This is a genomic window from Acidithiobacillus sp. IBUN Pt1247-S3 (genome assembly GCF_041146875.1).
Lineage (GTDB): Bacteria > Pseudomonadota > Gammaproteobacteria > Acidithiobacillales > Acidithiobacillaceae > Igneacidithiobacillus.
This window is the reverse complement of the sequence record NZ_JBFRXP010000017.1, coordinates 1-25,801: the sequence shown is the minus strand read 5'-3', so window position 1 is coordinate 25,801 and position 25,801 is coordinate 1. Positions and strand designations below refer to the sequence as shown.

Sequence of the window (25,801 nt, the reverse complement as noted above, 5' to 3'; positions counted from 1 at the left end):
TGCGTCACCTCTCCTTTTTTCCTAGTCGCGCTGCTCTGCGGCTTGTTTTTTCATATAAGCCACCATGTTTTCAGTCATTGCTGGCGGCAAGGGCCAGGTCTTACCGTCCATCACCTCCATCATCAGATGATCGAAAATCCCATCCTCCACATTCGAGAAATACGCGACGCGATGATTGACGTTGATGTAAGGCTCGGCAAAACGATCAAAGCTGGCATAGGTCATGGTCTTCGGCGAGGCCTGTACCTTACTTACCCAACTTTGGAAGTCCGTTTTACTGACCATCTTAGTCGGGAAGGTCATCCACGAAGTACCAGCGCCCGCGTAATCTGAAGCAATGCCCTGATAGACACCAACGCGGTCACTTTCCAGCGCGTTCTTGGTGCGCATGCCGGGCATCACGTCGATCATGCCAACCAACTGCGGGATGAAGAAGCCCGAGGTAACCGCCGTCGAGGTCAAACGAAAGAAAACTGGTGTATGCACAGGCAAAACCAATTCGTTGGCCACCGCCATGTGGTATTGCGGGTAAATGAATAGCCACTGCCAATCGGTAGCGATCACCTCTACGTCCACTGGATCGCCTTTAGGCGCCATGTGCTTGGTGATAACGGTAGGATTGTAGGGATTGATTTCAAAGGTTCCCTTCACCGCATAATAGGCCAAGAAACCCACCGCAATGATCGGTATGCCCCAAACGAGAACTTCGAGCGTATTGGAGTGTGACCAGTGGGCATCGTACACACCGCGATTCTTACCCTTGGCATACTTCCACATGAACCAGATCACCAAGAGCGCCGTGATACCGACAATGGCACCCATGATCACCACGTCGATAATCATGTAGCGCAGGTTCGTGTCGGCCATAGTGCCGTGCGGATCAAAGATCCAGAAAATATTGGCATTGGCAAGACCGGCCCATAAAGATGCCAGCGTGCCTCCTCCCCATAATGCCAGTCGTTTTGCTTGCTTATTGAACATGAACACTTTCTCCCTGACGGATTCCTAGTTCCGTATCGTTTTACCACCGCACTACCTTGCGGCACCCCATTGGCGGATCGAGGCACTCCCTTTACTGCCCCTGCCGCTACATTACCCAGAGAACATGGGCCAGGCCAACTGGAATTTCGATTCCAATAGCGAATCAGCACCATATTCATACAAAATTATATTTTTACAACAGTCTACTTTTTCGGCGTTTAAGGTATTCTAGTGAAAACGGGGAAGCAATAGAGAAAGACTTCAAATATTTTTGGGCACACGCAATATTGATTAGAGCATTGAATTTAGTAAAAACAAAATATAATTATTTTAGATTTTTCTAATATTACTTTTCCCATATTTATCAGAGAACAGCTGCGCGGTCAGAAGAAGAGACTGCGAAATATACTCTAACCTTACAATAATATTTATATTTTCAGCGATAGCACGATAATAAAAATACAATTTTATTTTTTTATTGCCGCAAACATTCTGCTATCATCATCACATGCTACCGAGCCAACCCTTCATCGCCTTCCTCCTCAGCAGCGCAAAGTCCCTCCATCTGCGCAATGGCGACTCCATCGCTGCCGGAGCCTGGGCCGAGGAACTGCTGACACCCTGGCAAACTTTCCGCAATGCCGGCTGGCCAATCCTCTTTCTCACCCCGGATGGCGCAGGTGCGCAAATCGACCCGCAGAGCCTACTCCTGGAAAATCTACAGGGTGACATCAACAAACAGCACTATTTGGAACAGGAGTCGGCCCTGCTGCCGCTCGACAACACCGTCTCCGTCGCCAGCGTTTTGCCCTTGCTGCCGGCGTTACGAGGCGTCTTCATTCCCGGCGGCAACGGACCGCTGACGGATTTTCCCGAATCAGTGACGGTTGGCACTTTTCTCCAACACTGTCACAAACAAAACATCCCCGTCGCCTCTCTCTGTCATGGCGCCGCCGCCCTCCTCGCCCGCCCCAGCAGCAGGCAGGATCGCCCTTTTGCAGGCTTTCAGGTAAGCTGCTTTCAGAAGTTTGAGGAAGAGCAGACCAGTCTCGCAGGGCGCTGGCCGTATCACTTGGCGGAGCGCCTGCGAGACAATGGTTTTCAGATCACGGCTGGAGCGCCTTGGCAAGCGCAGGTGGTCCAGGACCGCAACCTGTTTAGCGGCCAGAATCCTGCCTCTGCTCTGCCTCTAGCGCAGGCGTTTTTGCAACGTCTGGAGGAAAATCGTCGCTATAGAGGAAGTAAACATGGACGTTGATGCACTGAAGCGCATGGCTGCCGAAGCCGCCTTGGATTACATTCAGCCGGGTATGGTTGTGGGTGTTGGCACGGGTTCCACCAGCAATCATTTTATCGATGCTCTCGGTCGGGCCAAGATTTCCGTAGACGGCTATGTGCCTTCCAGCCTGGGAACCGCCGAGCGTCTCAAGTCACTGGGACTGCGTGTCCTTGATTTGAATGATACTGGCGACATCCCGGTATATGTGGATGGCGCCGATGAAATCGATCCGCACTTTCGCCTCATCAAGGGTGGCGGTGGCGCCCTGACGCGCGAAAAAATTGTTGCCTCGGCGGCACGGCGCTTTATCTGTATTGCCGACAACTCAAAAGATCACAGCAAACTGGGCAGCTTTCCCTTGCCGGTAGAGGTCCTGCCCTTCGCCCGCAGCTTTGTTGCCCGGCAGTTGGTCAAACTGGGCGGCAACCCCAGCCTGCGCAGCGGCTTCACCAGCGATAATGGCAATGTGATCCTCGATGTTGTCGGCCTCAACCTGACTGACCCCGTAGCCATGGAGAGCAAGATCAACAGCATTCCAGGAGTGCTGGACAACGGTATCTTTGCCTTGCGCCACGCCGATGTGGTGTTGCTGGGTAGCCCCGAGGGCGTCATTCGCCGCAGCAGCACATCGCAATAGGCGCATACAGGCATGGAGGGGGAAATTGACCATCGTGCAACCCGCCGCGACTTTCGCGCGGGCACCTTGGCGCGGGCAGAACTTAACCCCGATCCCTGGGTGCAGATGCAACGGTGGCTGCAGGAGGCGGAAAGCGCGGGTAATTTTGATCCGACGGCAATGGCCTTGGCCACCGCCGATAGCAACGGCGTACCTAGCGTGCGCTATGTGCTACTTAAGCACTTCGATGTACGGGGCGTCTGTTGGTACACCGACAATCGCAGCCAGAAGGGGCAGGAATTGGCGGCCAATCCGCACGCTGCCATCGTCTTTTATTGGCCGGAACTCGATCGGCAATTGCGGCTAGCGGGCACGGTCGCGCTGCTGCCGGAAGAGGACGCCGAAAGTTATTTCCGGCAACGGCCGCTAGGTAGCCGCCTGGCTGCGGCCGCATCGGAACAGAGCCTGGAGATCGCCGACCGAGTCAGCTTGGAAGCGCGGGTGGCGGAGCTCAAAGCTCACTACCCCAATGGCGACGTGCCCCGCAATCCGGCCTGGCGCGGTTATCGGCTGGCACCCCAGCGCTTCGAGTTCTGGCAGGGGCGGAGCAATCGCCTGCATGATCGCTTTGTCTACACACCTGATGGAGACAGCTGGCGCATTGCCCGTCTGATGCCCTGATGGGCGGACGAGCCTAGAAACCCTCGATGCGTGCCTCGTAGTCAAGCACAATCAGCCGATAGAGATCATCGCCAAGCTGCACATGGGCAGTCTGCGGAGCGCCAACCTGGATAGAGTTGCCGCCCGCCATACTCAAACCCAGAGGCTGAAACTGGTCTTGCTCAATAAGCTCGTCCAACAAAATGCGTAACTCGCTTTCGGCAACCTGACCTGTGTTATCTACGATCCGGCAGGGCTTACCGCGCCGCGTCTGCCCCTCAATCACACAGGCATGCGGCGTAAGTGCTGGCAATCCTGATTCTTCCTGCTCAACCATGCTTTACCTCGCGAAATAGCCAGGGCATCTGGCGGCGGCGTTCGGCCTCATAATCACGAATGGCATCGGCATGGGCGAGAGTCATCTGGATATCATCGAGGCCATTCAGAAGCTTATGCTTGACGCCCGGAGTAATCTCGAAGGAATAGCGCTGGCCATCCGCCGTCTTCAGCTCTTGCGCAGCAAGGTCGACGTGAACCTGTAACGGCGCTGTTTGTGTCGCGGCAAAGAGGGCATCAATCTGTGCCTGCGGCAAGGTAATCAACAGAATGCCGTTCTGCACACAGTTGTTGGCGAAGATGTCGGCAAAGCTCGGTGCAATGACGGCGCGGATGCCATAGTCCGCGAGTGCCCAGGGGGCATGTTCGCGGCTCGAACCACAGCCAAAGTTCTGTTGCGCGAGCAAGACCTGCGCCCCCTGCAAGTGCGGCTCATTGAGCACGAAATCGGGATTAGGATCACCCTGTTCGCCATTGCGATAACGCCAATCAAAGAACAGGAATTTCCCCAGCCCCTGCCGCTCGATGGTTTTGAGGAATTGCTTGGGGATAATGGCATCAGTATCGACGTTAGCGCGGTCCAGAGGGATCACGGACGAGTCGACCATGGTAAAGGCTTGCATCTCAGGACTTCTCCAAACGCTTGAGAACAACATATTCGACCGCCGCCATTTCATTGGCGGCGGCACGGTTGGCGGCAACAGCGCCCAGCTCCGTCAGACCGCAACTGAAGACCAGCAGCGCAATCCGTAATATGAAAAGACGGGTATTCACGCGTCCCACTGCCGCACGTCGACAAAATGACCGGCGATAGCCGCCGCTGCCGCCATGGCCGGACTGACCAAGTGCGTACGACCGCCCGCACCCTGACGGCCCTCGAAGTTGCGATTAGAGGTGGCAGCACAACGCTCACCCGGCTCTAAGCGGTCGGCATTCATCGCCAGGCACATCGAGCAGCCGGGCTCGCGCCATTCGAAACCCGCCCGCAAGAAAATCTGATCCAATCCTTCGGCCTCCGCCTGGGACTTGACCAGACCTGAGCCGGGCACCACTAAAACCGCTTTTACGGAGTCGGCCTTCTGCTTGCCACGCACAATTTCGGCGGCGGCGCGCAGGTCTTCAATCCGTGCATTCGTACACGAACCAATAAAGACTTTATCGACGGAGATATCGGCAATTGCGGTGCCTGGACGCAGACCCATGTAGTCGAGAGCGCGGCTCCACGCCTCCTGGCGCACGGGATCAGGCGCGGCAACTGGATCGGGAATCTGCGCGTCGATAGGCAGCACCATCTCCGGGCTCGTACCCCAGCTCACTTGCGGCAGGATTTGACTGGCGTCGATGCGCAGTTCCCGATCGAATTTCGCGTCACTGTCGCTGTGCAAGGTGTGCCAAAACGCGAGTGCACGGTCCCACAAGGCGCCTGCTGGCGCGTAGGGGCGGCCTTTCAGGTAGGCAAAGGTCTCGGCATCGGGGGCTACCATCCCCGAACGTGCACCGGCCTCGATAGCCATATTACAGACGGTCATGCGCCCTTCCACACTCAACGCCTCGATACCCGGACCCGCAAACTCGATGGCATGACCAGTGCCACCAGCGGTGCCAATTTGCCCAATGATGGCGAGGACGAGGTCCTTGGCCGTCACCCCGCGCGGCAGTGTGCCATCCACCCAGACGCGCATATTTTTGGACTTGCGTGCCCAAAGACATTGCGTGGCCAGCACATGCTCAACCTCGGTAGTGCCAATACCAAAGGCCAAGGCGCCCAAGGCGCCATGGGTGGCGGTGTGCGAATCGCCGCAGACTACGGTCATGCCAGGAAGGGTCAGCCCCTGCTCCGGGGCAATCACATGGACGATGCCCTGCCGCTGATCAAGCATGCCGTACTCTTCCACACCAAATTCCGCACAGTTGCGATCGAGAGTATCGACTTGCAGGCGCGAGGTTGCGTCGACAATACCGGCAGCGCGATCGGTGGTGGGGACATTATGATCTGCCGTCGCGATGTTCGCATCTACCCGCCACAGCTTACGCCCTGCCGCACGCAAGCCCGAAAAGGCCTGCGGACTGGTTACTTCGTGCAGTAGCTGCCGGTCGATGTAGAGTAACGTGCGGCTATCCTCCTCACTGAGGATGCGGTGTTGCTCCCAAAGTTTGTCGTAGAGGGTTTGTCCTGCCATAACACACTGCCTTGTCTCTCGGAATGCGTTAATACTACGCCGATTTGCCTCGCGGCGGAAAGGCGCGCCATTCCCCGCAGCGCTCTCAGCGTTTACTATGAGCGAATTGGACACTAATCAAAAGGACGGTCTATGAGCAGCAGCGAATCGCAGGAACTTAATAACATTGCGCTACGTTGTCTGGAGATCGCCAAGGCCCGCGGGGCCAGCGCCGCAGAAGCGGGGGTAAGTACAGGTAAGGGTCTTTCGCTGACGGTGCGCCTGGGCGAGGTGGAGTCGGTGGAATACCATCGCGACAAGAGCGTTGGTGTTACCGTGTATCTGGGGGAGCGGAGGGGCTCTGCTTCCAGCTCCGACTTTTCCACGGAGGCTCTAAGCGAGACAGTAGACGCAGCCATAAATATTGCCCGTCATACTGCGCCCGATTCCTTTTCAGGTCTGGCGGATACTGAGCTTCTTGCCAAGGATTTTCCCGATCTCGATCTCTATCATCCCTGGGACATCAATCCCGACGCAGCCGCCGATCTCGCGCGCCAATGCGAGGAGGTGGCACGCAGCGCCGACGCACGCATCAAGAACTCGGAAGGGGCGAGCATCAGCACCGGCGAAGGAGTAAGCGTCTACGCCAACAGTCTGGGCTTTCTTGGGCGCAGTCAAGGCGCACGCCACAGCCTCTCCTGCTCGGTGATTGCCGAGGATGAACAGGGCATGCAGCGGGATTATTGGTACGACGTTGCCCGTCGCCACGAGGATCTCGCCAGCCCGGAGGAAATTGGCCGAATCTGTGCCGAACGCACCCTGCGTCGTTTGGGAGCACGCAAAATCAGCACTTGCAGCGTGCCGGTGCTTTTTGAAAATCAGGTGGCATCCAGTTTGCTCGGGCATTTCGTGCAGGCCATCAGTGGTGGCAGTCTTTATCGCAAGGCGAGCTTTCTGCAAGACAGTCTGGGTCAGACGATCTTCCCTGCGCATGTGCGCATCTATGAAGAACCCCTGCGCCGGCGTGGGCTTGCCAGTGCCAGTTTTGATGGCGATGGCGTGACCACCCACAACCGCGAGTTGATCCAGGATGGCGTCTTGCAGTCCTACCTGCTTGACGTCTACAGCGCCCGCAAGCTCGGGCTGCAGAGTACGGGAAACGCGGGTGGTGCGCACAACCTCACCCTTGCGCCCGGCAGTGAAGATTTACAGGCCCTGTTGCGGCGGATGGGTCGCGGACTGTTTGTGACGGAGCTAATCGGCTTTGGCGTAAATGGGGTGACTGGCGATTATTCGCGCGGTGCTGCCGGTTTTTGGGTGGAAAATGGTGAGATCCAGTATCCAGTGGAAGAAATCACCATTGCCGGAAACCTGCGCGAGATGTTCCAGGGCTTCAGCGCCATCGGCAGCGATTTACTGATTCATGGCGGCACCGGCAGCCCTTCCATCCTCATCAACAAGATGACCATCGCTGGCAGCTGACCGTTGCATGGTCGAGTCGTCGCGACGGGTCAGTACCCGCGAGGTCTGGGGGCATGCGGTAGCCAACATCACGCCCTCGGCCATGCCCGCGGTGACCATTGTCCTAGTCGCCGCCCACGGCGGGGCCTTCACTTGGCTGGCCTATGCCCTGGTAGGGTTGGTCATGTGGTTGGTAGCCATCCAGCTCGGCATATTGGCGCGGCATTTTCCCTCGCCAGGATCGTTGTTTTTTTATCTAGCGAAGGCATTGCACCCCGTCGCCGGTTTGGTTGCTGGTTTTACCATGATCCTTGGCTATGGCGGGGCCTTGCTTGGTGCCCCGCTACTCTGCGGCCTTTTCGCCAACACTGCGCTACATACCCTGTGGCCTACAGCACCCGATCTACTTGATCCGCTGGCGCTCGCGACCCTGGCGATTGCGTTTTCTTTAGCGCGTCGCGGGGTGGAAATTTCGGCGCGCTGGGGGCTCTGGGTGGAGTGGTTTTCGCTGGCCTGTATTCTGCTCATTGCTGTTCTCACTCTCGCCCATTTTGGCATTAGCGACCCGCAACAGTGGCATTTCTCTGGCCTGCACACCCCCTCCCTACTCAGTGCCCTGGTCTTGTCTCTACTCGCCTACGGCGGCTTTGAGACCGCGGGAAATCTGGCGGCGGAAGCAGAACAGCCGCGTGCCATCCCAGGCATCATGCGTTGGGCGGTGATTCTGGTGGCGATCTTTTTTGTCTTTCTCGCATACACAGAAACCCTTGCCTTTCATGCGCTGGGACAATCCCTGGGGAACGCCTCGACCCCGCTAAACGCCATAGCTGCGGCCATGGGCGAACCCTGGCTGGGCGTTATGGTGGATCTGGCGATGGCCACGGCGGCGTTCTCGGCGAGTATTGCCACCTTCAACAGCATCTCGCGCATCCTCCTGAGTATGGCTGGGCATCGGGTGTTGCCGCAGGCGCTGGCGCAGCGGCATGTGCGCTATGGAACCCCTATTCGCGCATTACAGGTTCTTGGGGCTCTGGTTTTAGCCAGCATTCTGCTGTTCTGGCTAACCCATGCTTCAGTGCTGGATCTGATCGATATTTTCGGCACCTTTACAGCGTTAGGCTTTGTGCTGCTGTACGGGCTGAGCAATCTGGCAGCGCTGCGCTATCTCTTTCGTAGTGGTGTTGCACTGCGCTGGGTTAGTCTGCTGATTACCTTGATCAGCCTGCCCTTACTTGGTGCGGTGTTTTATGGGACGGTAGTGCCGTTCCCGGGCGGAAGCATCGGAGCAACGGTCATTGTGTTTTTGCTGATGGTCCTGGCAACCAGCACGTGGGGATTCTATTGGGCACGCTTTCAACCAGCACGGCTGCAAGCCATCGTTAGCGACCAACTATAACGTCGCAGTATTTACGCTTCCTCTTCCGCGCGGATCGACACGATCCCCAATACCGACTCGAGCCAGATCTTGCCATCGCCCATTTCGCCCGTCGCGGCCTTTGCGGTAATCAATGAGACCACGCGCTCTGCATCTTTCGCTTCTACGATGGTTTCAATCTGAACCTTGGGATGACTGCGGGACTGATACCATGCGCCACTGTGCAAGGTGGAGTAACCCAGTTGTTGACCAACACCATCGACATCGCTGACGGTAACCCCGCCCACGCCGAGTTCCGCGAGACTGTCACACACAGCGTCCATACGCTGCGGGCGGACGATTGCGGTGACCCGCACCCAGGATGTTTCGCTGGACATCACCTTCTTCTCTCTACCTGTTCTAGCCAAGGACGGTACAACGCAGCGGCGGCGGCAAGTCCCACACAGTTGTCATCAAGATCTCCCAGCATTTTTGCGACCGGTTGAATATATTCACCACCTTGCGCCAAATCGGCGGCATTGCCATCAATCCACCGCTGTATCTGCGCTGCAGTCACCTCAGGATGCGCCTGCAGCGCAAGAATTTTATCACCCAGCGCAAAGCCTTGTACCGGCGTCGCGGCATTATACGCCAGCACGCGTGCGTCCTGCGGGAGGGTCGCGCAATGTTCACCGTGCCAATGAAAGAGCAGCAATTCGCTATTCACTGCAGGCCAGTAGGTAGCGCCCTCTGTCGTCAAAGCGACAGGCCACCAACCGAGTTCTTGTCCGGAAGGATTGCGCGCTACTGTTCCCCCCAATGCCACGTTGATGAGCTGCGCTCCCAGGCAGTGCCCCAAAATGGGGCAGCTATCATCGGCAGCCATACGAATCAGACTCTTCTCTGCGTGCAAATACGGGTATTCTGCTTCGTCTTGCACGCTCATGGGCCCGCCCATGAGAATCAGGGCAGCATAGCGTGCAAGGCTAGTGGGCACGGGATCGCCCCGGTCTAGCTCGCGCAGGTCAAAATTATAGCCATGCCCCGTCAGTAGCGGCGCCAGACTACCCAGCCCTTCATCTGGGTGGTGTTGCAGTACCAAAATTGTCGCCATGGAAACCTCTCCTACCAGAATGCAAACGGCGGCCCAAGGGCCGCCGCTGCGTGGGTCTACCGACTACACGTACCGTTAGTCGCCCAGTACCGGATGGCGCTCACCTTCACCGTAGAAAGCGTAAGCCTCCTCACCGTGAACCGCGTCATCGCCGATCATCAGCATTTCCTCACTCATGCGTAGAGGTGTCACGAGGCTGATTAGTTTCAGCAAAATAAAGGTGACAACAATGTTCAGCCCAATAATGAAGGCCGCACCAATCACCTGCAACCAAACCTGATTCCAGTTCCCTGCGATTGCACCACCAGGATTAGAGAGTCCATAGGCCACGCATCCCGCCTTGGTGGCCAACAGACCAGTCATGATGCCACCCAGTACACCGGCCACCGCGTGAGTATGGAATACCCCTAGGGTATCATCCACCTTGCGGAACAGCGCCGTCTTACCAACTAGGTTCATGCTGATCCAGGGAATAATACCAGACGCAATACCGATGGCGATTGCGCCATAGCCATCCACCACACCTGCTGCCGGAGTAATGGCCACTAACCCCGTGATCATGCCCTGTACCGCGCCAATTACAGAGGGCTTCTTAAAGTAGAAGATATCCATCATCGTCCAGACAATGACACTCACTGCCGTGGTGATGTTCGTGTTGAGCACCGCAGCACCGGCATCCCGACTGGCAGCGTACGGATCGCCGCCGTTAAAACCGTTCCACCCTAACCACAGCAGGCCAGCGCCCACCAGCAACAAGAGAACGTTGTTGGGCTGAAAATTCTCCCGATCCCGTGCCAAACGCGGCCCGATGACGGCAGCACCAACGAAGCCCGCGATGCCCGCCGAGAGATGGATCACATAACCACCGGAGTAGTCGATAACACCCAAAGTAGAGAGGAAACCGCCGCCCCAGAGACTGAACGCCCCTATCGTATAGGAGAAGGTCAGCCACAACGGCACAAAAAGCATCCATGCCTTGAAGCTCATACGCCCAAGAAAGGCTCCCGCCATAATGACCAGGGTAATCGCCGCGAATACAAACTGGAAATACACCATGGTCGCCATGGGGAAATTCGCTGTAGTATTTGACGTTGGTAACACTGCTTGGGTCAGCTCCGCCTCCATACTGATAGTCGGATGTGGCACCCCGACAAAGGGGAACCATTCGTGCCCAAAACCCATGTTGTAGGCCCAGAGAACCCAGGCGATGAGAACCGCCGCGAAGGCGTAGAATGCCATAAATGCCGAATTGATGGCCCATTTCTTTTTGACGATGCCGCCATAGAGGACGACTAGACCGGGGACACTTTGCATGCCAACGATGGTTGCAGCGGTAAGCTGCCATGCGTTGTCGCCGGTATTTAACCAGGACACAGACATAAAACTTCTCCTTTGTAACGGTGTCTTGAAGTAATGCGTTTTCAGAGGGAATTATAGGGCCTCGTCGCCACTCTCTCCCGTGCGAATACGAATGGCCTGCGTAATTTCGGAAACAAAAATCTTGCCATCGCCAATTTTCCCAGTTTTCGCGCCTTTGGAGATAGCTTCGATGGCGATATCGAGAAATTCATCCTTGATCACTGTCTCGATTTTTACCTTGGGCAGAAAATCCACCACATACTCGGCACCACGATACAACTCGGTGTGGCCTTTTTGCCGCCCAAACCCTTTTACTTCCGTCACCGTTAGCCCCTGAATACCGACTTCCGAGAGCGCCTCTCGAACGTCATCCAGTTTGAACGGCTTGATGATTGCCGTAACGAGTTTCATACCTCTACTCCCTTGCGATTGCCATCAGAAAAGAAAGCCGGTTTCGAATAGTGCGCGAGCCTGTGCAGGATTGTTTCCCTGCGGGCCAAAGACATCACCCTGAGTGTAATTAGTTGCCTGCACATAGGAAAACTCGGCACGAGCGAAGAAATCGTGATCTTGGTAGGTGGGCGTCAATGTGATGGACCAGGCATTACTACCAGGCCCATACATCAGATTAACCGCGCCATCGCTGGCATTGCCGGTGCTGGCAATGTACTCGGCCCGGGCGGCCAGGGTAACGTGAGGGGTGAAGGCATAACTCGCCAAGAGAGCTGCGCCCCTGGTCCCCGTGCTGTGTTCCACGCCGATAGCGGGGTTGGCAGGCACTTGGGTGTACTGGAGGTAGGGCTGAATCATCCATGGGCCGCAACTATAGGTGTAAATCAGGTTGTAGATATCACTATTATTTTGATATAACGGTGTCGCAAGTGTGGAATAATCCGTCTGTCCCGCGTTACCCATGCCCACGAAGCTCACGGTGTTGGCGGAGTTGATGGCGTAGGATAGATCGCCGGAAAGCCAGTTAAAGCGGTTGGAATAGAATCCATCACTCCATGCGAGAGATGCGCTCAGCGGCCCCGCGCTGTAGTTGACTTGGATTCCGCGATTGACGGCGTTTTCCTGGTTCCATAACAAGCCGCGTTCGATGTTCATGTTTTCGAAGGTAAAGGTGTATTCCGCACCAATCAGAGTGGGGAGTTTGCCGATCAGGACCGAGAAATTCTTGGTAGGCGCGATCTTCAGATAGGCTTGCGGCAAGGCACCATAGTAGTCGCTGGTCGTGTTTCCTGTGGAAAGAAAGGGCGTCCCTAATGCTGGCATGTTGTAGGCACCGGCCTGGAGAAAAAACTGAATCAGTCCGTGCGTTTTCTGGATGAAGATCTGGCCGTTACTAATATCGGCGTGCGTGAATCGATCGCCAGGAACCGGATTGTCTTGCCAGACGCCCATGCCGCTCATCACCCCGGTGATGTCCAGTTTCCCCAGGGGGCCGGCATCGAACTGAAAGGGTGACGGAGAACCAAGCGGACCGGCCATCGCTGGCATCGGTAGCGGCGCCGCATGGGCGATATCCGATACCAGCGCCAATGCAGATAAAATTGCTACCGGCAGGATTGGTATAGTCAATCTGCTAGCGAGAACGTTCAAAACAGAAGCGGTGACTGCCAAAAGCTTTTTCTTCATCGCGGTTGTCCTCAGTGGGTGGTAAAAAAGCGAATGTCCTCCTGCAGAATCCGTGCCACTAAAAAAATAACATATAATCCAATGGTTATAAAATGTTACGCAAAATAAAAAACCAGTGTCCGCATTTTATGCACTTTTTTAGTGCGGATATATTTCGCAATGCACCACGTTAGTGCACAAACAAAGAGCAATCTCCATTATTTGCCGCAGATGATGATGGCACATAACCTGCTTGCTACTTCGATGAGTTTTCACAGAACCGAGGAGTGCATACAGATGGGCATGACCCCAGCAGAAGTTTTACAACTCATCACCGACAAGGATGTAAAGTTCATTGATTTTCGTTTTACGGACACCAAGGGCAAGGAACAGCACGTCTCGGTGCCGTCCCATACCATCGAAGAAAAGACCTTTGTCGAAGGCAAGATGTTTGATGGTTCCTCCATCACTGGCTGGAAGGGCATTAACGAGTCCGACATGATCCTTCTGCCCGAAGCAGAGTCCGCAGTGCTCGACCCCTTTACCGACGAAGTCACCCTCATTATCCGCTGTGACGTGATCGAGCCGGCCACCGGCCAGGGCTATGAGCGCGATCCGCGCTCGGTGGCCAAGCGCGCTGAGGCCTATTTGCAGAGCACCGGCATTGCCGATACCGCCTACTTCGGTCCCGAGAATGAGTTTTTCGTCTTTGACTCCGTTACCTGGCACATCGACATGAGCGGCTGTGGCTACAAGGTCGATGCCGAAGAGGCGGCCTGGAACTCCGGCAAGGAATACGAATCCGGCAACATGGGCCACCGCCCCGGCGTCAAGGGCGGCTATTTCCCGGTTCCTCCCGTAGATTCTGCGCAAGACCTGCGCTCGGCCATGTGCTTAGCCCTGGAAGAGATGGGCCTGACGGTAGAGGTGCACCATCACGAAGTCGCCACTGCTGGTCAGCACGAGATTGGAGTCGGTTTCAGCACCCTCACCCGCAAGGCCGACGAGGTGCAGATCCTCAAGTACGTCATCCACAATGTCGCCGCCGCCTATGGGCAGACCGCCACCTTCATGCCCAAGCCGATCGTGGGCGACAACGGCAGTGGTATGCACGTGCATCAGTCCCTGGGCAAGGACGGCAAGAACCTCTTTACTGGCGATGCCTATGGCGGCCTGTCGGAGCTGGCGATCTATTACATTGGCGGCATCATCAAGCACGCCAAGGCCATCAACGCCCTCACCAACCCCAGCACCAACAGCTACAAGCGCTTAGTGCCGCACTTTGAAGCACCGGTGCTGCTGGCGTACTCGGCAAAGAACCGCTCTGCCTCCATTCGCATCCCCTATGTGAGCAATCCCAAGGCGCGGCGTATCGAGGTGCGTTTCCCAGATTCCACCGCCAACCCTTATCTGGCCTTTGCGGCGATGATGATGGCGGGTCTGGATGGCATCCAGAACAAGATTCATCCCGGCGATGCCATGGATAAGAACCTCTATGATCTGCCCGCCGAAGAGCAGGAAAAGATCCCCGGCGTGGCGGCCTCCCTGGAAGAGGCCCTGCGGGCGCTGGAAGCCGACCATGAGTTCTTGCTGAAGGGCGGCGTCTTTACCCCCGACTGGCTGGAAGGCTATCTGGAAGTAAAGTGGGCCGAGGTCCAGGCCCTGCGCGTCACCACCCACCCGGTCGAATACCAGATGTACTACAGCCTCTGATCCGTGTTTTACCCTCCGTCGTCATTGGCCCGGGTTCGCCCGGGCTTTTTTATCTGCAATTACTCCATGCCGAGGGAACGCATCTTTCGGGCAATGGTATTACGCCCCCAGCCCAAACGTTCCGCCGCCAGTTGTTTGTGGCCGCGGCTGGCATCCAACGCTGCTTGCAATAAAACGCGTTCAAAATCGGGCAAGAGGGCATCGAGCACGGCATTGTCCCCACTCAGTAGGCGCGCCTCAGCCTCTTTGTGCAGCAACGTGCGCCAATCGCCAGAAAGTTGCACCTCCCCGTCTCCCTGCCCAATGAATCCGGATGCAATGCTGCCGTCATTGTCTTCGCTCACGCCTCCCGGAGGCAACAATTCTGGTGGCAGGTCGCCCAGTTCCACGCGCTGGCTGGGCGCCATCACGCTAATCCACCGGCAACTATTTTCCAGCTGCCGCACATTTCCAGGCCACGACCACCCTGCCATCCGCGCTTCCGCCTCTGGGCTCAGTATTTTCACTTCCACGCCCAAACTTTCCGCTGCGCGATGCAGAAAATAGCGTGCCAAACGGGGAATGTCAGAACGACGCTCGCGTAGTGGCGGGATGTGCACAGAGATAACGTTTAGGCGATGGTAGAGATCTTCGCGGAAACTACCATCACGCACCTTGGCCTGCAGATCTTGGTGTGTTGCCGCGAGAATCCGCACGTCGGAGCGGATCGATGCGTGCCCACCCACGCGGTAGTAGCTGCCATCGGAAAGCACGCGCAACAGACGGGTTTGCAGCGCCGCCGGCATATCACCGATCTCATCCAAAAACAGGGTACCGCCCGCCGCTTGTTCAAAGCGACCTTTGCGTGTCTGGACCGCCCCGGTAAAGGCGCCTTTTTCATGGCCAAACAACTCAGATTCGAGTAGCTCAGCAGGAATGGCTGCAGTGTTGATGGCCACAAAGGGCCCATTGGCTCGGGGGCTATGGCGGTGCAGCGCACGGGCAACCAGTTCTTTGCCAGATCCCGATTCACCCAAGATCAACACATTGATGCTGGAACGGGAGAGGCGCCCGATGGCACGATAGACCTCTTGCATCGCTGGCGACTCACCAATGATTTCGGTATCCCGACGATCAAAACCGGTCTCCTCTTCCGAGGCTTGGTTGCCCTCAACTGTAAGAGCGCGTTGCACCAAAGACACTGCGTCATCAATGTCAAAGGGCTTGGCGAGATACTCAAATGCCCCACCCTGAAATGCCGCTACTGCATTTTCCAAATCAGAATGGGCGGTAATGATGATGACCGGCAACTGCGGGTGACGCTGTTGGATCTCGCGCAAAAAGCTCAATCCATCAAGACCCGGCATACGCAGGTCGCTGACCACTGCGCCCGGACGCTCCCGCCCCATTGCCCGTAGGGCTAGGTCGGCATCGGCAAAACTGCGGACGGGGATCTCTGCTTTTTGCAGGGCCTTTTCCAAAACCCAACGGATAGAAGGATCATCATCGATGACCCACACAGCGGAATTCATGCAAATCTCCCATCAGACAACGGTAGACGTACCGAAAATTCGGTATCTCCAGGCAGAGAACGACAATGTACTGTTCCGCCGTGAGCACGCACGAGATTTTGCACAATCGCGAGCCCCATTCCCATTCCCTCTGCTCGGCTGGTAACTAAAGGCAAAAAAATGCGTGGCAACAGATCTTCGGAAATCCCTGGGCCGTCATCGCTAATGTCCACGCGCAACACCAAGCGATAGAGATGCTGTTGCAGGTTAACGAAGCGCTCTACCCGTGTGCGGATCAGAATCATGCCTTGCCCGGCCAAGGCCTGGCGGGCATTGCGCAAGAGGTTGAGAAACACTTGCACCAACTGCTCGGGGTCCGCCTCAAATTCTGGGATTGAGAGGTCATAATCGAAACGCAGGGCGACCCCGGTCGGTAAATTGACTTGCAGCAAGCGGCGCACATGCTCCAATACCTCGTGGATGTTCACCATTCGCCTCTGTGGCTGGGTCTTATCCCCCCGTAGCCGGTCGACCAAGCGCCGCAGGCGATCCACCTCATGCAGGATAATGCGGGTGTACTCTTGCAACTCCGGCGTTGGCAATTCCCGCTCCAGGAGCTGCGCTGCGCCACGCAAACCACCCAAAGGATTTTTGATTTCATGAGCCAGGCCAGCGAGCATTTCTTGCGCCGCCTCGAAGACCTTGTCTTGCATCTCTTCTTCCGCCCGTCGCAGCGATGCCTCTACCGGCCGTAACTCTAGTACCCAGCTCCTACTCGTGCTCAACCCATTGCAAAGTAGGTCCACCACTACCCGACCACCATCCGCCACCCGCAGAGGCAAGGCATGACGGCTAACCACCGTGCCTGCACGACGCGCGTCGTTCAAAATATTTTCTAGGCTCTCTCCTTCCAGAGTGGCACAGAAAGACTTCAGATCTTTCCCCACAGAAACACTGCTACTTACTCGCAGTAAATTTTCCGCGCTGGAATTGAGGTACTCGATCTCATTTCCTACGGACAAGAGCACAACTGCAGCATCAAGTCCATCCAGGATGGCCAATGGCTCTGGGGCTGCGAGTTTCTTTTTCGAACGTTTGATTGGAATCACGAGTATTTCCCATTTCCTCTTTGCCGGAATGGTGCAAAGCCTATGCCAATAAAAATATCTATTTTTGCGTATTCCGGGGCAAACACCGCACCAGTATAGTGCAAAGCGGATGCCCAAGGCAGACCGGCCAATAAAAAAGGCGGCCTAAGCCGCCGAGACATTCGAGGAGGAGTGACCATGACTATGATCGCTCTGTATCTAGCAGTTACCGTGCCAGGTAGCGGCGCGACCCTTGCTTGCTCTACTTGAGTCCGTCCGTGGAGGTCCAAGCCATGAATCGCTTTGAACAGTTCCACGAGTCGCAGCGCGAGCTGCGCATGCTCCTAGCTGGAGCCGTGGAAAGCATCGCCAGCCCACAACTCTTTCATCAGTCCCCAGCCGAGCAAAGACATACGCTGGCGCATCTCATCCATCGCCACTCCTTTCTCGACCTGCTCTATCTTCTTGATGCCAAGGGCATTCAACGCGGCGACAATGTCGCCTGCCGACGTCTACGCGCCGCCCGCAGTGGCGATGGCATCGACCGCAGCCACCGCCCGTACTACCGCCTAGCGCTTAGCGCCAGTGGATCCATCATTACCGAACCCTATCTGTCTCTGGCTACCAACCGCCTTTGTATCACGGTCGCCATCCCTGTTTACGACGGTAGTGGGGGGTTATTGGGCATACTGGTTGGCGACAGCGAGCTTGATCGTGCACTCTCACTGCTACAGGAAGACGATACGCGGCGCAGCTTCGAGCCCTTTTTCAAGGCATTCTATGCACTCTTTTCGTGCGGATTGCTGCTCGTCAGTGCATCTTTGGGTTTGCATGGCTTTGTCGCACTACGGGGGCTCTGGCATTGGCAAAACCCCCTGAGCGATTTCACCGCACCTTTCCAGGCAACGATTCTATTCACCCTGGCCTTGGCCGTTTTTGACCTCGCCAAGACCATCGTCGAAGAAGAGGTTCTGCTACGCAAGGATGTGCGCCGTCATAGCACCACGCGGCGCACACTAACGCGCTTCGTTGCCGCCATCGCCATTGCCGTTTCCATCGAAGGGCTGATGTTGGTCTTTAAATTTGCCCTCGATCATCCGCAGGAACTGTGGTTGGCTGTGCTACTACTGCTCGCCACCGCCACCTTGCTTGCCGCTCTCGGGGTCTATGTCTATCTGGGGGCGCGCGCCGAGGGAATACTCCTGGAGCAGCGCCGGCAAAACCTTGCCGCAGCTGCTCCGCTACTGAATTCACCAGAGAAGGATACGGAGCTGCCGCCCGACCCCTGAGAGCGGCACCTCTACTTAGAGGCGACGCATATCCAGGGTGCAGGGATACTCGGGGTTCGGCCCTTCTGAGGGAGGCTGCATTGGCCCCAACGGATTTCCATAGGGATAGAACTCCCGTAGACCACCGCGTTCCGGTGGCGGCAGCAGGGGGCCTTGGGTGAAGCCCATGGGCTCGAAACGCACGATGCGGCGCCCTTCAGCCTCATAAGCATTGACCGGAAAGCGTTCAGAATTGCGCCCACCGGGATGTGAGACGTGATAGGTACAGCCACCAATAGAGCGGCCATTCCAGGTATCAATGAGGTCAAAGACCAAAGGCACATGGGTGGGAAGTTCTGGATGCAAAGCCGACACTGGCTGCCAAGCACGATAGCGCACCCCAGCGACTGCCTCGCCTTGTGTACCGGTGCTGCGCAGCGGCACCCGTCGACCATTACAAACGAGCACATAGCGCTCGCTAAGCATCCCCGTCACCCGCAGCTGTAGGCGCTCCAGTGAGGCATCGACAAAACGCGCCGTGCCCTGCCCGGTCGCCTCTTCCCCCAGTACCGGCCAGGGCTCCAAGGCCATACGCAGCTCGATTTCCACGTCGCGAATGCGCACTCGTCCAAGAACCGGAAAACGAAACTCCAGAAACGGCGCAAACCAATCCAGAGCCAGAGGATAGGAAAACTCCTGCAGTTCCTCACAGACCTCGCGCAGATCCTCCCACAGATAATGCGGCAGCATCCAACGATCGTAGAGACCCGTTCCCCAGCGCTGCAAACGCCCCAGATAGGGCGTTTGCCAGAAGCGCGCCACCAGCGCACGTACCAAGAGGCTCTGCAGCAAAGCCATGCGCGGATGCGGCGGCATTTCGAAGGCGCGCAACTCCAGCAGACCCAAGCGTCCACTAGCGGAATCCGGGGAGTACAATTTATCGATACAGAACTCGGCGCGGTGGGTGTTGCCGGTGAGATCGACGAGGAAATTGCGCAGCAGACGATCGACCCGCCAGGGTGCTTGGCTCTCCCCTTGCGGCAGTTGCGCCAGGGCGATCTCCAATTCGTAGAGCGCAGTATCACGCCCCTCATCCACCCGCGGCGCTTGTGAGGTCGGACCAATAAAGAGGCCGCTAAAGAAATAAGAAAGCGCTGGATGGTTCTGCCAGTAGCGCAGCATGGAACCCAAGAGATCGGGGCGACGCAGAAATGGGCTATCCTCCGCCCTTGCCGCGCCCAGGGTCATGTGGTTGCCACCACCCGTGCCCGTATGGCGGCCATCGAGCATGAATTTTTCCGCACCCAGACGACACTGCCGTGCTTCGGCAAAGAGGCGCACGGTCTTGTCCTGCAGTTCATCCCAGCTCGCCGAAGGGTGGATATTGACCTCGATAACGCCGGGATCGGGGGTGACGGCAAAGCTGCGCAAACGCGCGTCTTTGGGCGGCGGGTATCCCTCGATACGCAGCGGTACGCCCAACTCAGCCGCGGTGCCCTCGATGGCGGCCACCAGATCGAGGTAATGTTCAAGTACCTGGAGGGGTGGCAGAAACACATTCAGCCCACCTTCGCGCCATTCGATTGCCAAGGCGGTATGCGGTACTTTCACCCAATCCCTGTTTGGCACTTGCAAATCCGCAGGTGGCGGCTGCGGTGACTGGATTTGCGTCCAAGTGGAATAACGCGCCTCAACCTCGCCATGAATATCGGGAGCCAAAGGCGGACGCTCCGCAAAGGGATCCGGTTCGGGCTGAATTTCTTGTTCGGCACTCCAGGGCAGACCCGCCAAAGGAAGGCGCAAACCGAGCGGAGAGTTGCCCGGCAGCAAAAATAACGCACCACGACGAAACACCCAGGGTGCGCTGTGCCAAGTACCTTGCCGCCAATCCCAGGAGAGCGGCAAGACAAAGCCCGCCGGCGCGCGTAAACCGCGGGAAAGGGCGATAGCCAGTTCGCTGCGCGCGGCGGGATCGTCAAGACCCTCCACTTGCAACCAATCGACATCGGTGGGCTGCTGCGCCTCGCGCCAGAGATGGTAGAGGGGGTCTTCATAGGCTGGGCTCAAGCAATCTGCAGGCAAACCCAAACGCTGCGTGAGAATGCTGGCAAAACGTTCGGCATCTGCGGGGACAGCGGCAGGCACAGCGCCCGGTTGCCACTGCAACTGCGGCTGGCGCCAGATGGGTACGCCATCGATCCGCCAATAACAACTCAAAGCCCAACGGGGCAACGGCTCACCGGGATACCACTTTCCCTGTCCCGTATGAAAGAGCGCCCCAGGCGCAAACTGGGTCGCCAGGCGGCGCAGCAGTTGTTCGGCACGTGCGCGCTTTTCTCTTCCCAAGGCTTCGGTGTTCCACTCTGGCGCATCCATGTCATCGACGGCAACAAAGGTGGGCTCGCCGCCCTGGGTGAGGCGCACATCCAAACGCTGCAAATCAGCGTCTACCTTATGCCCCATAGCAACAATGTCTGCCCAGGTCGACTCATCGTAGGGTAAGGTTACCCGCGGGTCCTCGTGAATGCGCCGCACGTCATTACTGAAGGAAAACTCCACCTCGCAAGGATCGATGGCGCCACTGATGGGCGCCGCATCGCTGGGTTTGGGGGTGCAGGCCAGGGGAATATGGCCCTCTCCGGCAAAGAGGCCAGATGTGGGATCGAGCCCCACCCAGCCACCTCCCGGCAAATAGACTTCGGCCCAGGCATGCAAGTCGGTAAAGTCGGCGCTTGGCCCCGATGGCCCCTTGATGGGCTTTTCGTCTGCCACTAACTGCACCAGGTAGCCGGAAACAAAGCGCGCGGCAAAGCCCAGATGACGCAGGATCTGCACCAGCAACCAAGCGCTATCGCGGCAGGAACCCGAGGCGAGACCCAGGGTTTTTTCGCAGGCCTGAATTCCGGGTTCCATGCGGATGCGGTAGCCAATATCCTTCTGCAAGCGCTGATTCAGGTCGACCAAAAAATCAATCGTGCGGTGCCGGTTGCGCGAAACTCCCGCGAGCCAATCCTGCAATAGTGGTCCGGCGGTTTCGCACTCGAGGTAGGGGCGCAAAGAACTCCGTGTCTCAGCATCGTACTGGAAGGGATAATCCTCTGCCGCTTCCTCCAAAAAGAAATCGAAGGGATCAATGGCTACCAATTCGGCGATGAGCTCTACCGCCACGCGAAAGTTTCGCGTTGGCTCAGGGAACATCAGGCGCGCCAGATAGTTGCCGAACGGGTCCTGCTGCCAGTTGATGAAGTGCAGCTCCGGCTCAATGTTCAGGGAGTAGGCAACAATGGGCGTGCGACAATGCGGCGCTGGCCGCAGCCGAACGATGTGGGGGGCCATTCCGACTAGACGGTCAAAACGGTACTCGGTGACATGCGACAGCGCTACCTGAATGGCCATAGATTCCCCGCTCAAGCCTGCAGTGCGATGCGCTGCGACGATGGATGCGGATACGGGTCCCTCTCCTCACGTACGCGGAAATAGGCATTTTCGATGCTGCGATGCAACACCCCCAGATCCTTCTGCACCTGATCCAGATACTCATGCAACACCGCTGGCGTTAGCTCCTTGAGCTGCAACTGATCGAGACGGCGGCGCGTACGGCGCAAGGCTTCGGCGGGAATACCGGCGTTGGGCAGGTAAGCAAGGCCCAATTCCATGTCTGCCAAGCAGCTCCGTACACTGCGCGGGCATTTGCTATCGCGCAGCAAGAACTCCACCGCACGCCCGGAACGGATCTGCACACCCACGTGCTGGCGGTACATCTCCAGCGCACTCATGGCGCGCAACACACCCACCCAAAGGCTCTGATACACGGTCTTGCGCAAGCCCTGATCCTCCGGCGGAATCACAGCACTGACGACGTCGATGATGCGTGATCCCATGTCTGCGCGTTCCAGATTTCGTCCCAACTTGATGAACTGGTAGGCCGGATTCTGGCTCATGCTTCCCACCAGCAAGCCGACTAAGGCGTGGCGACGGGCGATGACATTTTCGAGAAAATCGAGGCGCGCGCGCCGGTCTTCCGCAACATCCTCCTTTTCCAGACCATCCTGCACATAGAGAAAGAGGGAGTTGATCCGTTCCCAAAACTCTCCGGGTAAGAGGTCACGGAAGGTGCGGCAATTTTCTCGCGCCTGATGTACACAGGACAGAAGGGAACTAGGATTGCGACTGTCGGCGATCAAAAAGCGCATGATCGCCTTTTCCGTTGGCTGTCCATAATACTGTTGAAAGCGCTCTGCCTCGCCGGTGATCTGCAACAAAATATCCCAGCCAAAGCGCGTACCCAAAGGCAAATCGAGCAGCAACATAGTGGCTGAGTTGATAAAGCGCCCCAGGTCCTCGGTCCGCTCCAGGTAACGGGCCATCCAATATAGGTTTTCTGCAACACGCGAGAGCATCAGTCATCCTCCTCGACAATCCAGGTATCTTTACTGCCGCCACCCTGAGAGCTATTCACCACCAACGAGCCCGCATTCATGGCCACGCGGGTAAGCCCCCCGGTGGTCACATAGCTGTCCTTTGCCTGCAAGATGAACGGGCGCATATCAAGATGACGCGGCTCCAGATGATCTCCAACCAAGGTGGGGGCGGTGGACAGGGCGAGGGTCGGTTGGGCGATATAGTTACGCGGATCCTCGCGAATACGCTCGGCAAAACGCTGCCGCTCTTCTACACTTGCCCGGGGGCCGATGAGCATACCGTAGCCACCTGACTCATTGGCAGGCTTCACCACCAGTTCGTCGAGGTGCGCAAGCACATATTCCCGGTCTTTTTCGCGCATGCAAAGGTAGGTCGGTACGTTGGGCAAAATGGGCTCTTCTTTTAGGTAATAGCGGATAAAATCTGGAACAAAAGCGTAGACCACCTTGTCATCGGCAACCCCAGTTCCGGGGGCGTTAGCAATGCCTACCGTGCCGCGCTTCCAAGCGCGCATGAGCCCAGAGATGCCAATGACCGAGTCTTCGCGAAACACCTCAGGGTCGAGAAAGTCATCGTCCACCCGGCGATAGATCACATCCACCTGTAACAACCCAGAGATCGTCCGCAAGAACACGCGGTCTTCGCTATCGACAAAAAAATCCGTGCCCTCGGCCAGATAGGCACCCATTTGTTGTGCCAGATAGCTGTGCTCGAAGTAGGCGGAATTGTAAATACCTGGGGTAAGGACTGCGATCACCGGCTTGTCGCTGGGTCGCGGGCTGAGATCGCCGAGCATGCTTGCCAACTGTGCCGGGTAATCATCTACCGGCAGGATCGAGCACATCGCGAATATCTCGGGGAAAAGCCGCTTCATAATCGCGCGGTTTTCCAGCATGTAAGAAACCCCCGAGGGCACACGCAAGTTATCTTCCAACACGTACATCTTGCCATCCGCGTCACGCACCAAATCGGTGCCGCAGATGTTGGCCCAGGCGCCAAAGCGCGGATGCACACCGCGACAGGCCGCGCGGAAGTTACGCGAACCCTCCAAGATTTCCCGCGGGAAGACATTATCCGCGAAAACCCGTTGCTCGTTGTAAATGTCGTCGATGAAATGGTTGAGGGCTTTTAGGCGCTGCTGTAAACCGGCCTCGATATGGCTCCACTCGCGCGCCGACATGGTGCGCGGCACGATATCAAAGGGCCAGGAGCGATCAATATTACCGGCCTCGCTATATACCGTAAAAGTGATACCCATAGCCCGGATGGCCGTGTCAGCCGTTTCCTGACGCTGACGCAAGGCTTCGGGCCCGAGCCTTTCAAAATGCTCCAGCACCGCGCGGGCCACTGCACGCGGCCTTCCCGCTGCTGTCAAAAGCTCATCATATGAGCTTCCTTCTGGGTACTCATAGAGTATCTTCTGCATCGCCTGTCTCCCTTACGGGTCTTGCTCCGTCGTGGGGTACCGTCGTACAGCACCCCTTAGCTATAGACTAGCAAGGGGCATGCCGCTTACATCAGTATACTTTTGGTCTATTCTCCCGATTTTCCGCACAATAATGGTGCATATACGCCATTATCTCCAGCAGATTTGCATCACAATGGTGCATCTTCCCAGGGAAAGTGTGGCAACTCATCCAAGGCACGCGCCAAACCTGCGCTCCAGCCGTCGGCAATGCTTTTATATAGGCAGTCATCCTCGCTGCAACTCAGATATTCGCCTTTTTCCATTGCATCGTTATGATAGAGCGCCAACTCCACGGGTGGTCCTACCGTCAAATTACTGCGGATGGTGGAATTCATAGAAACCAGGGCACAACGTGCGGCCATCTCTAAAGAGATGCCCGATTGTACTACCCGGTCGAGGATTGGTTTCCCATATTTGATTTCCCCAATCTGCAAAAAAGGATGCTCCGCGGATTCGTGAATATAATTACCCTGCGGGTAGACCATATAAATTCCTGGTGCCTCACCAGCTATCTGCCCGCCGAGGATGAAAGTCGCTTCAAAAACGGTGTTGGCGGTATCACGGCTGGATTGCACTCTCTGCGTATCGGCGTTTACCCAACCGACATAATCCGCCGCCTCGGCGAGGGTTTTTACCGTCCACAAGCTACGTGCCGATGCGGTCTCCAAATCCTGGCGCAGTCGCTGCATGACCACTTGAGTGGTAGCCAGATTACCTGCCGAAAGCAGGCAGAAGTAGCGCTCCCCGGGCTTGGCGAAGTCGTGCATCTTGGAGTAGGTATTGACATGGTCTGTGCCGGCATTGGTCCGCGAATCGGAACAAAACACCAACCCACCCTCGACATGGATGGCCAAACAATAGGTCATCTTCAATTCCTCGTTTTTCATGCGGTGTAGCGAAGGATCATTCTGGCGTAGTTAGCGCCGCCAGGGAAGCCCAAAAAAATGGCGCGAGGCCCAACGCCACGCGCCGATCGCAGAATCATCCAAAAATTAAAACATGAAACCGGTTTCCAGCATCCCCCTGACCTGACTTTGATTCAGGCCGCTGCGCCCAAAAATACCCGCATCTGCTGCCATACTCGCCCCCACATAAGCCAGCTCAGCGCGCGCAAAGAAACCGCCGCTCTGATAGGTCGGCGTAACCGTGAGCGACCAGGCGTGCGAACCCGCGCCAAAGCCGGTTAGATTGGCAGCCCCGTCAGCAATATTCCCCGAGTTACTGATGTACTCCACCCGGCCAGCGAGGGAAACGGTATCGGTGAAGCTATAGTCGGCAAGCACGGCCGCGCCCATGGTGCTGGTGCGCTTCGTGCCTCCCGAGTTCGACAGTTCAACGGCAAAAATCGTCAAATTCGTAATGCCACCCCAGCATTCATAGGGGTTTCAGCGCCTATTTTCGAAAACGTCTGTGGTG

At 56.8% G+C, this 25,801-nt stretch carries 24 protein-coding genes; 7 read left to right on the top strand and 17 right to left on the bottom strand.

Features of this window, described 5'->3' with window-relative positions:
- Nucleotides 1–21: 21 nt before the first annotated feature.
- Entirely contained in the window at nucleotides 22–981 is a 960-nt protein-coding gene (locus AB4090_RS11565) for a ubiquinol oxidase subunit II (RefSeq protein WP_369574036.1), read from the bottom strand.
- 508 nt (nucleotides 982–1,489) lie between these two features.
- Between AB4090_RS11565 and AB4090_RS11560 the strand changes: the two genes are divergently transcribed.
- From AB4090_RS11560 to pdxH, 3 genes are read left to right on the top strand one after another with little or no spacing between them, the layout of a single operon-like run.
- On the top strand, nucleotides 1,490–2,239 hold the full coding sequence (locus tag AB4090_RS11560) for a type 1 glutamine amidotransferase domain-containing protein (RefSeq protein WP_369574035.1): 750 nt from the start codon (nucleotides 1,490–1,492) through the stop codon (nucleotides 2,237–2,239).
- Nucleotides 2,229–2,897, top strand: a complete 669-nt coding sequence (gene rpiA / locus AB4090_RS11555; protein WP_369574034.1) for a ribose-5-phosphate isomerase RpiA — start codon at nucleotides 2,229–2,231, stop codon at nucleotides 2,895–2,897. Before AB4090_RS11560 ends, rpiA begins: the two co-directional genes overlap by 11 nt.
- A gap of 12 nt (nucleotides 2,898–2,909) precedes the next feature.
- The gene (pdxH, locus tag AB4090_RS11550; protein WP_369574033.1) at nucleotides 2,910–3,557 is read left to right on the top strand and encodes a pyridoxamine 5'-phosphate oxidase; all 648 of its coding nucleotides are present in this window, start codon (nucleotides 2,910–2,912) and stop codon (nucleotides 3,555–3,557) included.
- 13 nt (nucleotides 3,558–3,570) lie between these two features.
- Here pdxH and AB4090_RS11545 read toward each other — a convergent pair whose 3' ends face one another.
- From AB4090_RS11545 to leuC, 4 genes are read right to left on the bottom strand one after another with little or no spacing between them, the layout of a single operon-like run.
- Nucleotides 3,571–3,873: a hypothetical protein gene (locus tag AB4090_RS11545; protein ID WP_369574032.1), complete on the bottom strand. Its 303-nt coding sequence runs from the start codon at nucleotides 3,871–3,873 to the stop codon at nucleotides 3,571–3,573.
- On the bottom strand, nucleotides 3,866–4,495 hold the full coding sequence (gene leuD, locus AB4090_RS11540) for a 3-isopropylmalate dehydratase small subunit (protein WP_369574031.1): 630 nt from the start codon (nucleotides 4,493–4,495) through the stop codon (nucleotides 3,866–3,868). The genes AB4090_RS11545 and leuD overlap by 8 nt, the downstream gene beginning before the upstream one ends.
- A 1-nt stretch (nucleotide 4,496) precedes the next feature.
- Nucleotides 4,497–4,646, bottom strand: coding sequence for a hypothetical protein (locus tag AB4090_RS11535; protein WP_369574030.1), 150 nt, complete (start codon nucleotides 4,644–4,646; stop codon nucleotides 4,497–4,499).
- A complete protein-coding gene (gene leuC / locus AB4090_RS11530) occupies nucleotides 4,643–6,052 on the bottom strand; it encodes a 3-isopropylmalate dehydratase large subunit (RefSeq protein ID WP_369574029.1) in 1,410 nt (469 codons plus the stop codon). Before leuC ends, AB4090_RS11535 begins: the two co-directional genes overlap by 4 nt.
- A 132-nt stretch (nucleotides 6,053–6,184) precedes the next feature.
- Here leuC and pmbA point away from each other — a divergent pair, with 132 nt between their 5' ends.
- Both pmbA and AB4090_RS11520 read left to right on the top strand, forming a co-directional pair.
- Nucleotides 6,185–7,513, top strand: coding sequence for a metalloprotease PmbA (pmbA, locus tag AB4090_RS11525; protein ID WP_369574028.1), 1,329 nt, complete (start codon nucleotides 6,185–6,187; stop codon nucleotides 7,511–7,513).
- Nucleotides 7,514–7,520: 7 nt separating this feature from the next.
- Nucleotides 7,521–8,888, top strand: a complete 1,368-nt coding sequence (locus AB4090_RS11520; protein ID WP_369574027.1) for an APC family permease — start codon at nucleotides 7,521–7,523, stop codon at nucleotides 8,886–8,888.
- 11 nt (nucleotides 8,889–8,899) lie between these two features.
- Here the strand turns inward: AB4090_RS11520 and AB4090_RS11515 are convergent, their stop codons facing one another.
- The 5 genes from AB4090_RS11515 to AB4090_RS11495 all read right to left on the bottom strand — a co-directional run bounded on the left by AB4090_RS11515 (nucleotide 8,900) and on the right by AB4090_RS11495 (nucleotide 12,957).
- Complete coding sequence (locus AB4090_RS11515; RefSeq protein ID WP_369574026.1) at nucleotides 8,900–9,244, bottom strand: P-II family nitrogen regulator; 345 nt, start codon at nucleotides 9,242–9,244, stop codon at nucleotides 8,900–8,902.
- Nucleotides 9,244–9,960: a type 1 glutamine amidotransferase gene (locus tag AB4090_RS11510; protein WP_369574025.1), complete on the bottom strand. Its 717-nt coding sequence runs from the start codon at nucleotides 9,958–9,960 to the stop codon at nucleotides 9,244–9,246. Before AB4090_RS11510 ends, AB4090_RS11515 begins: the two co-directional genes overlap by 1 nt.
- A 75-nt stretch (nucleotides 9,961–10,035) precedes the next feature.
- A complete protein-coding gene (gene amt / locus AB4090_RS11505) occupies nucleotides 10,036–11,340 on the bottom strand; it encodes an ammonium transporter (RefSeq protein WP_369574024.1) in 1,305 nt (434 codons plus the stop codon).
- 51 nt (nucleotides 11,341–11,391) lie between these two features.
- Nucleotides 11,392–11,730 carry a P-II family nitrogen regulator gene (glnK, locus tag AB4090_RS11500; RefSeq protein ID WP_369574023.1) on the bottom strand — a complete coding sequence of 113 codons (339 nt, stop codon included), beginning with the start codon at nucleotides 11,728–11,730 and terminating at the stop codon, nucleotides 11,392–11,394.
- A gap of 24 nt (nucleotides 11,731–11,754) precedes the next feature.
- Entirely contained in the window at nucleotides 11,755–12,957 is a 1,203-nt protein-coding gene (locus tag AB4090_RS11495; protein ID WP_369574022.1) for a porin, read from the bottom strand.
- Nucleotides 12,958–13,233: 276 nt separating this feature from the next.
- Here AB4090_RS11495 and glnA point away from each other — a divergent pair, with 276 nt between their 5' ends.
- Nucleotides 13,234–14,649: a glutamate--ammonia ligase gene (gene glnA / locus AB4090_RS11490; protein ID WP_369574072.1), complete on the top strand. Its 1,416-nt coding sequence runs from the start codon at nucleotides 13,234–13,236 to the stop codon at nucleotides 14,647–14,649.
- A 59-nt stretch (nucleotides 14,650–14,708) separates the two neighbouring features.
- On the opposite strand, the gene ntrC is transcribed toward glnA, so the two are convergent.
- On the bottom strand, nucleotides 14,709–16,160 hold the full coding sequence (gene ntrC, locus AB4090_RS11485) for a nitrogen regulation protein NR(I) (RefSeq protein ID WP_369574021.1): 1,452 nt from the start codon (nucleotides 16,158–16,160) through the stop codon (nucleotides 14,709–14,711).
- Entirely contained in the window at nucleotides 16,157–17,248 is a 1,092-nt protein-coding gene (glnL, locus tag AB4090_RS11480; protein WP_369574020.1) for a nitrogen regulation protein NR(II), read from the bottom strand. Before glnL ends, ntrC begins: the two co-directional genes overlap by 4 nt.
- Before the next feature lie 272 nt (nucleotides 17,249–17,520).
- Between glnL and AB4090_RS11475 the strand changes: the two genes are divergently transcribed.
- A complete protein-coding gene (locus AB4090_RS11475; RefSeq protein ID WP_369574019.1) occupies nucleotides 17,521–18,516 on the top strand; it encodes a PDC sensor domain-containing protein in 996 nt (331 codons plus the stop codon).
- A gap of 15 nt (nucleotides 18,517–18,531) precedes the next feature.
- Here AB4090_RS11475 and AB4090_RS11470 read toward each other — a convergent pair whose 3' ends face one another.
- The 5 genes from AB4090_RS11470 to AB4090_RS11450 form a co-directional block, all read right to left on the bottom strand.
- A complete protein-coding gene (locus AB4090_RS11470; RefSeq protein WP_369574018.1) occupies nucleotides 18,532–21,906 on the bottom strand; it encodes a DUF2126 domain-containing protein in 3,375 nt (1,124 codons plus the stop codon).
- Nucleotides 21,903–22,895, bottom strand: a complete 993-nt coding sequence (locus AB4090_RS11465; protein WP_369574017.1) for an alpha-E domain-containing protein — start codon at nucleotides 22,893–22,895, stop codon at nucleotides 21,903–21,905. The genes AB4090_RS11470 and AB4090_RS11465 overlap by 4 nt, the downstream gene beginning before the upstream one ends.
- Nucleotides 22,895–24,343, bottom strand: a complete 1,449-nt coding sequence (locus AB4090_RS11460; RefSeq protein ID WP_369574016.1) for a circularly permuted type 2 ATP-grasp protein — start codon at nucleotides 24,341–24,343, stop codon at nucleotides 22,895–22,897. The genes AB4090_RS11465 and AB4090_RS11460 overlap by 1 nt, the downstream gene beginning before the upstream one ends.
- Before the next feature lie 170 nt (nucleotides 24,344–24,513).
- Nucleotides 24,514–25,272, bottom strand: coding sequence for a peptidase (locus tag AB4090_RS11455; protein WP_369574015.1), 759 nt, complete (start codon nucleotides 25,270–25,272; stop codon nucleotides 24,514–24,516).
- A 105-nt stretch (nucleotides 25,273–25,377) separates the two neighbouring features.
- Nucleotides 25,378–25,737 carry an outer membrane beta-barrel protein gene (locus AB4090_RS11450; protein WP_369574014.1) on the bottom strand — a complete coding sequence of 120 codons (360 nt, stop codon included), beginning with the start codon at nucleotides 25,735–25,737 and terminating at the stop codon, nucleotides 25,378–25,380.
- Nucleotides 25,738–25,801: the final 64 nt, after the last annotated feature.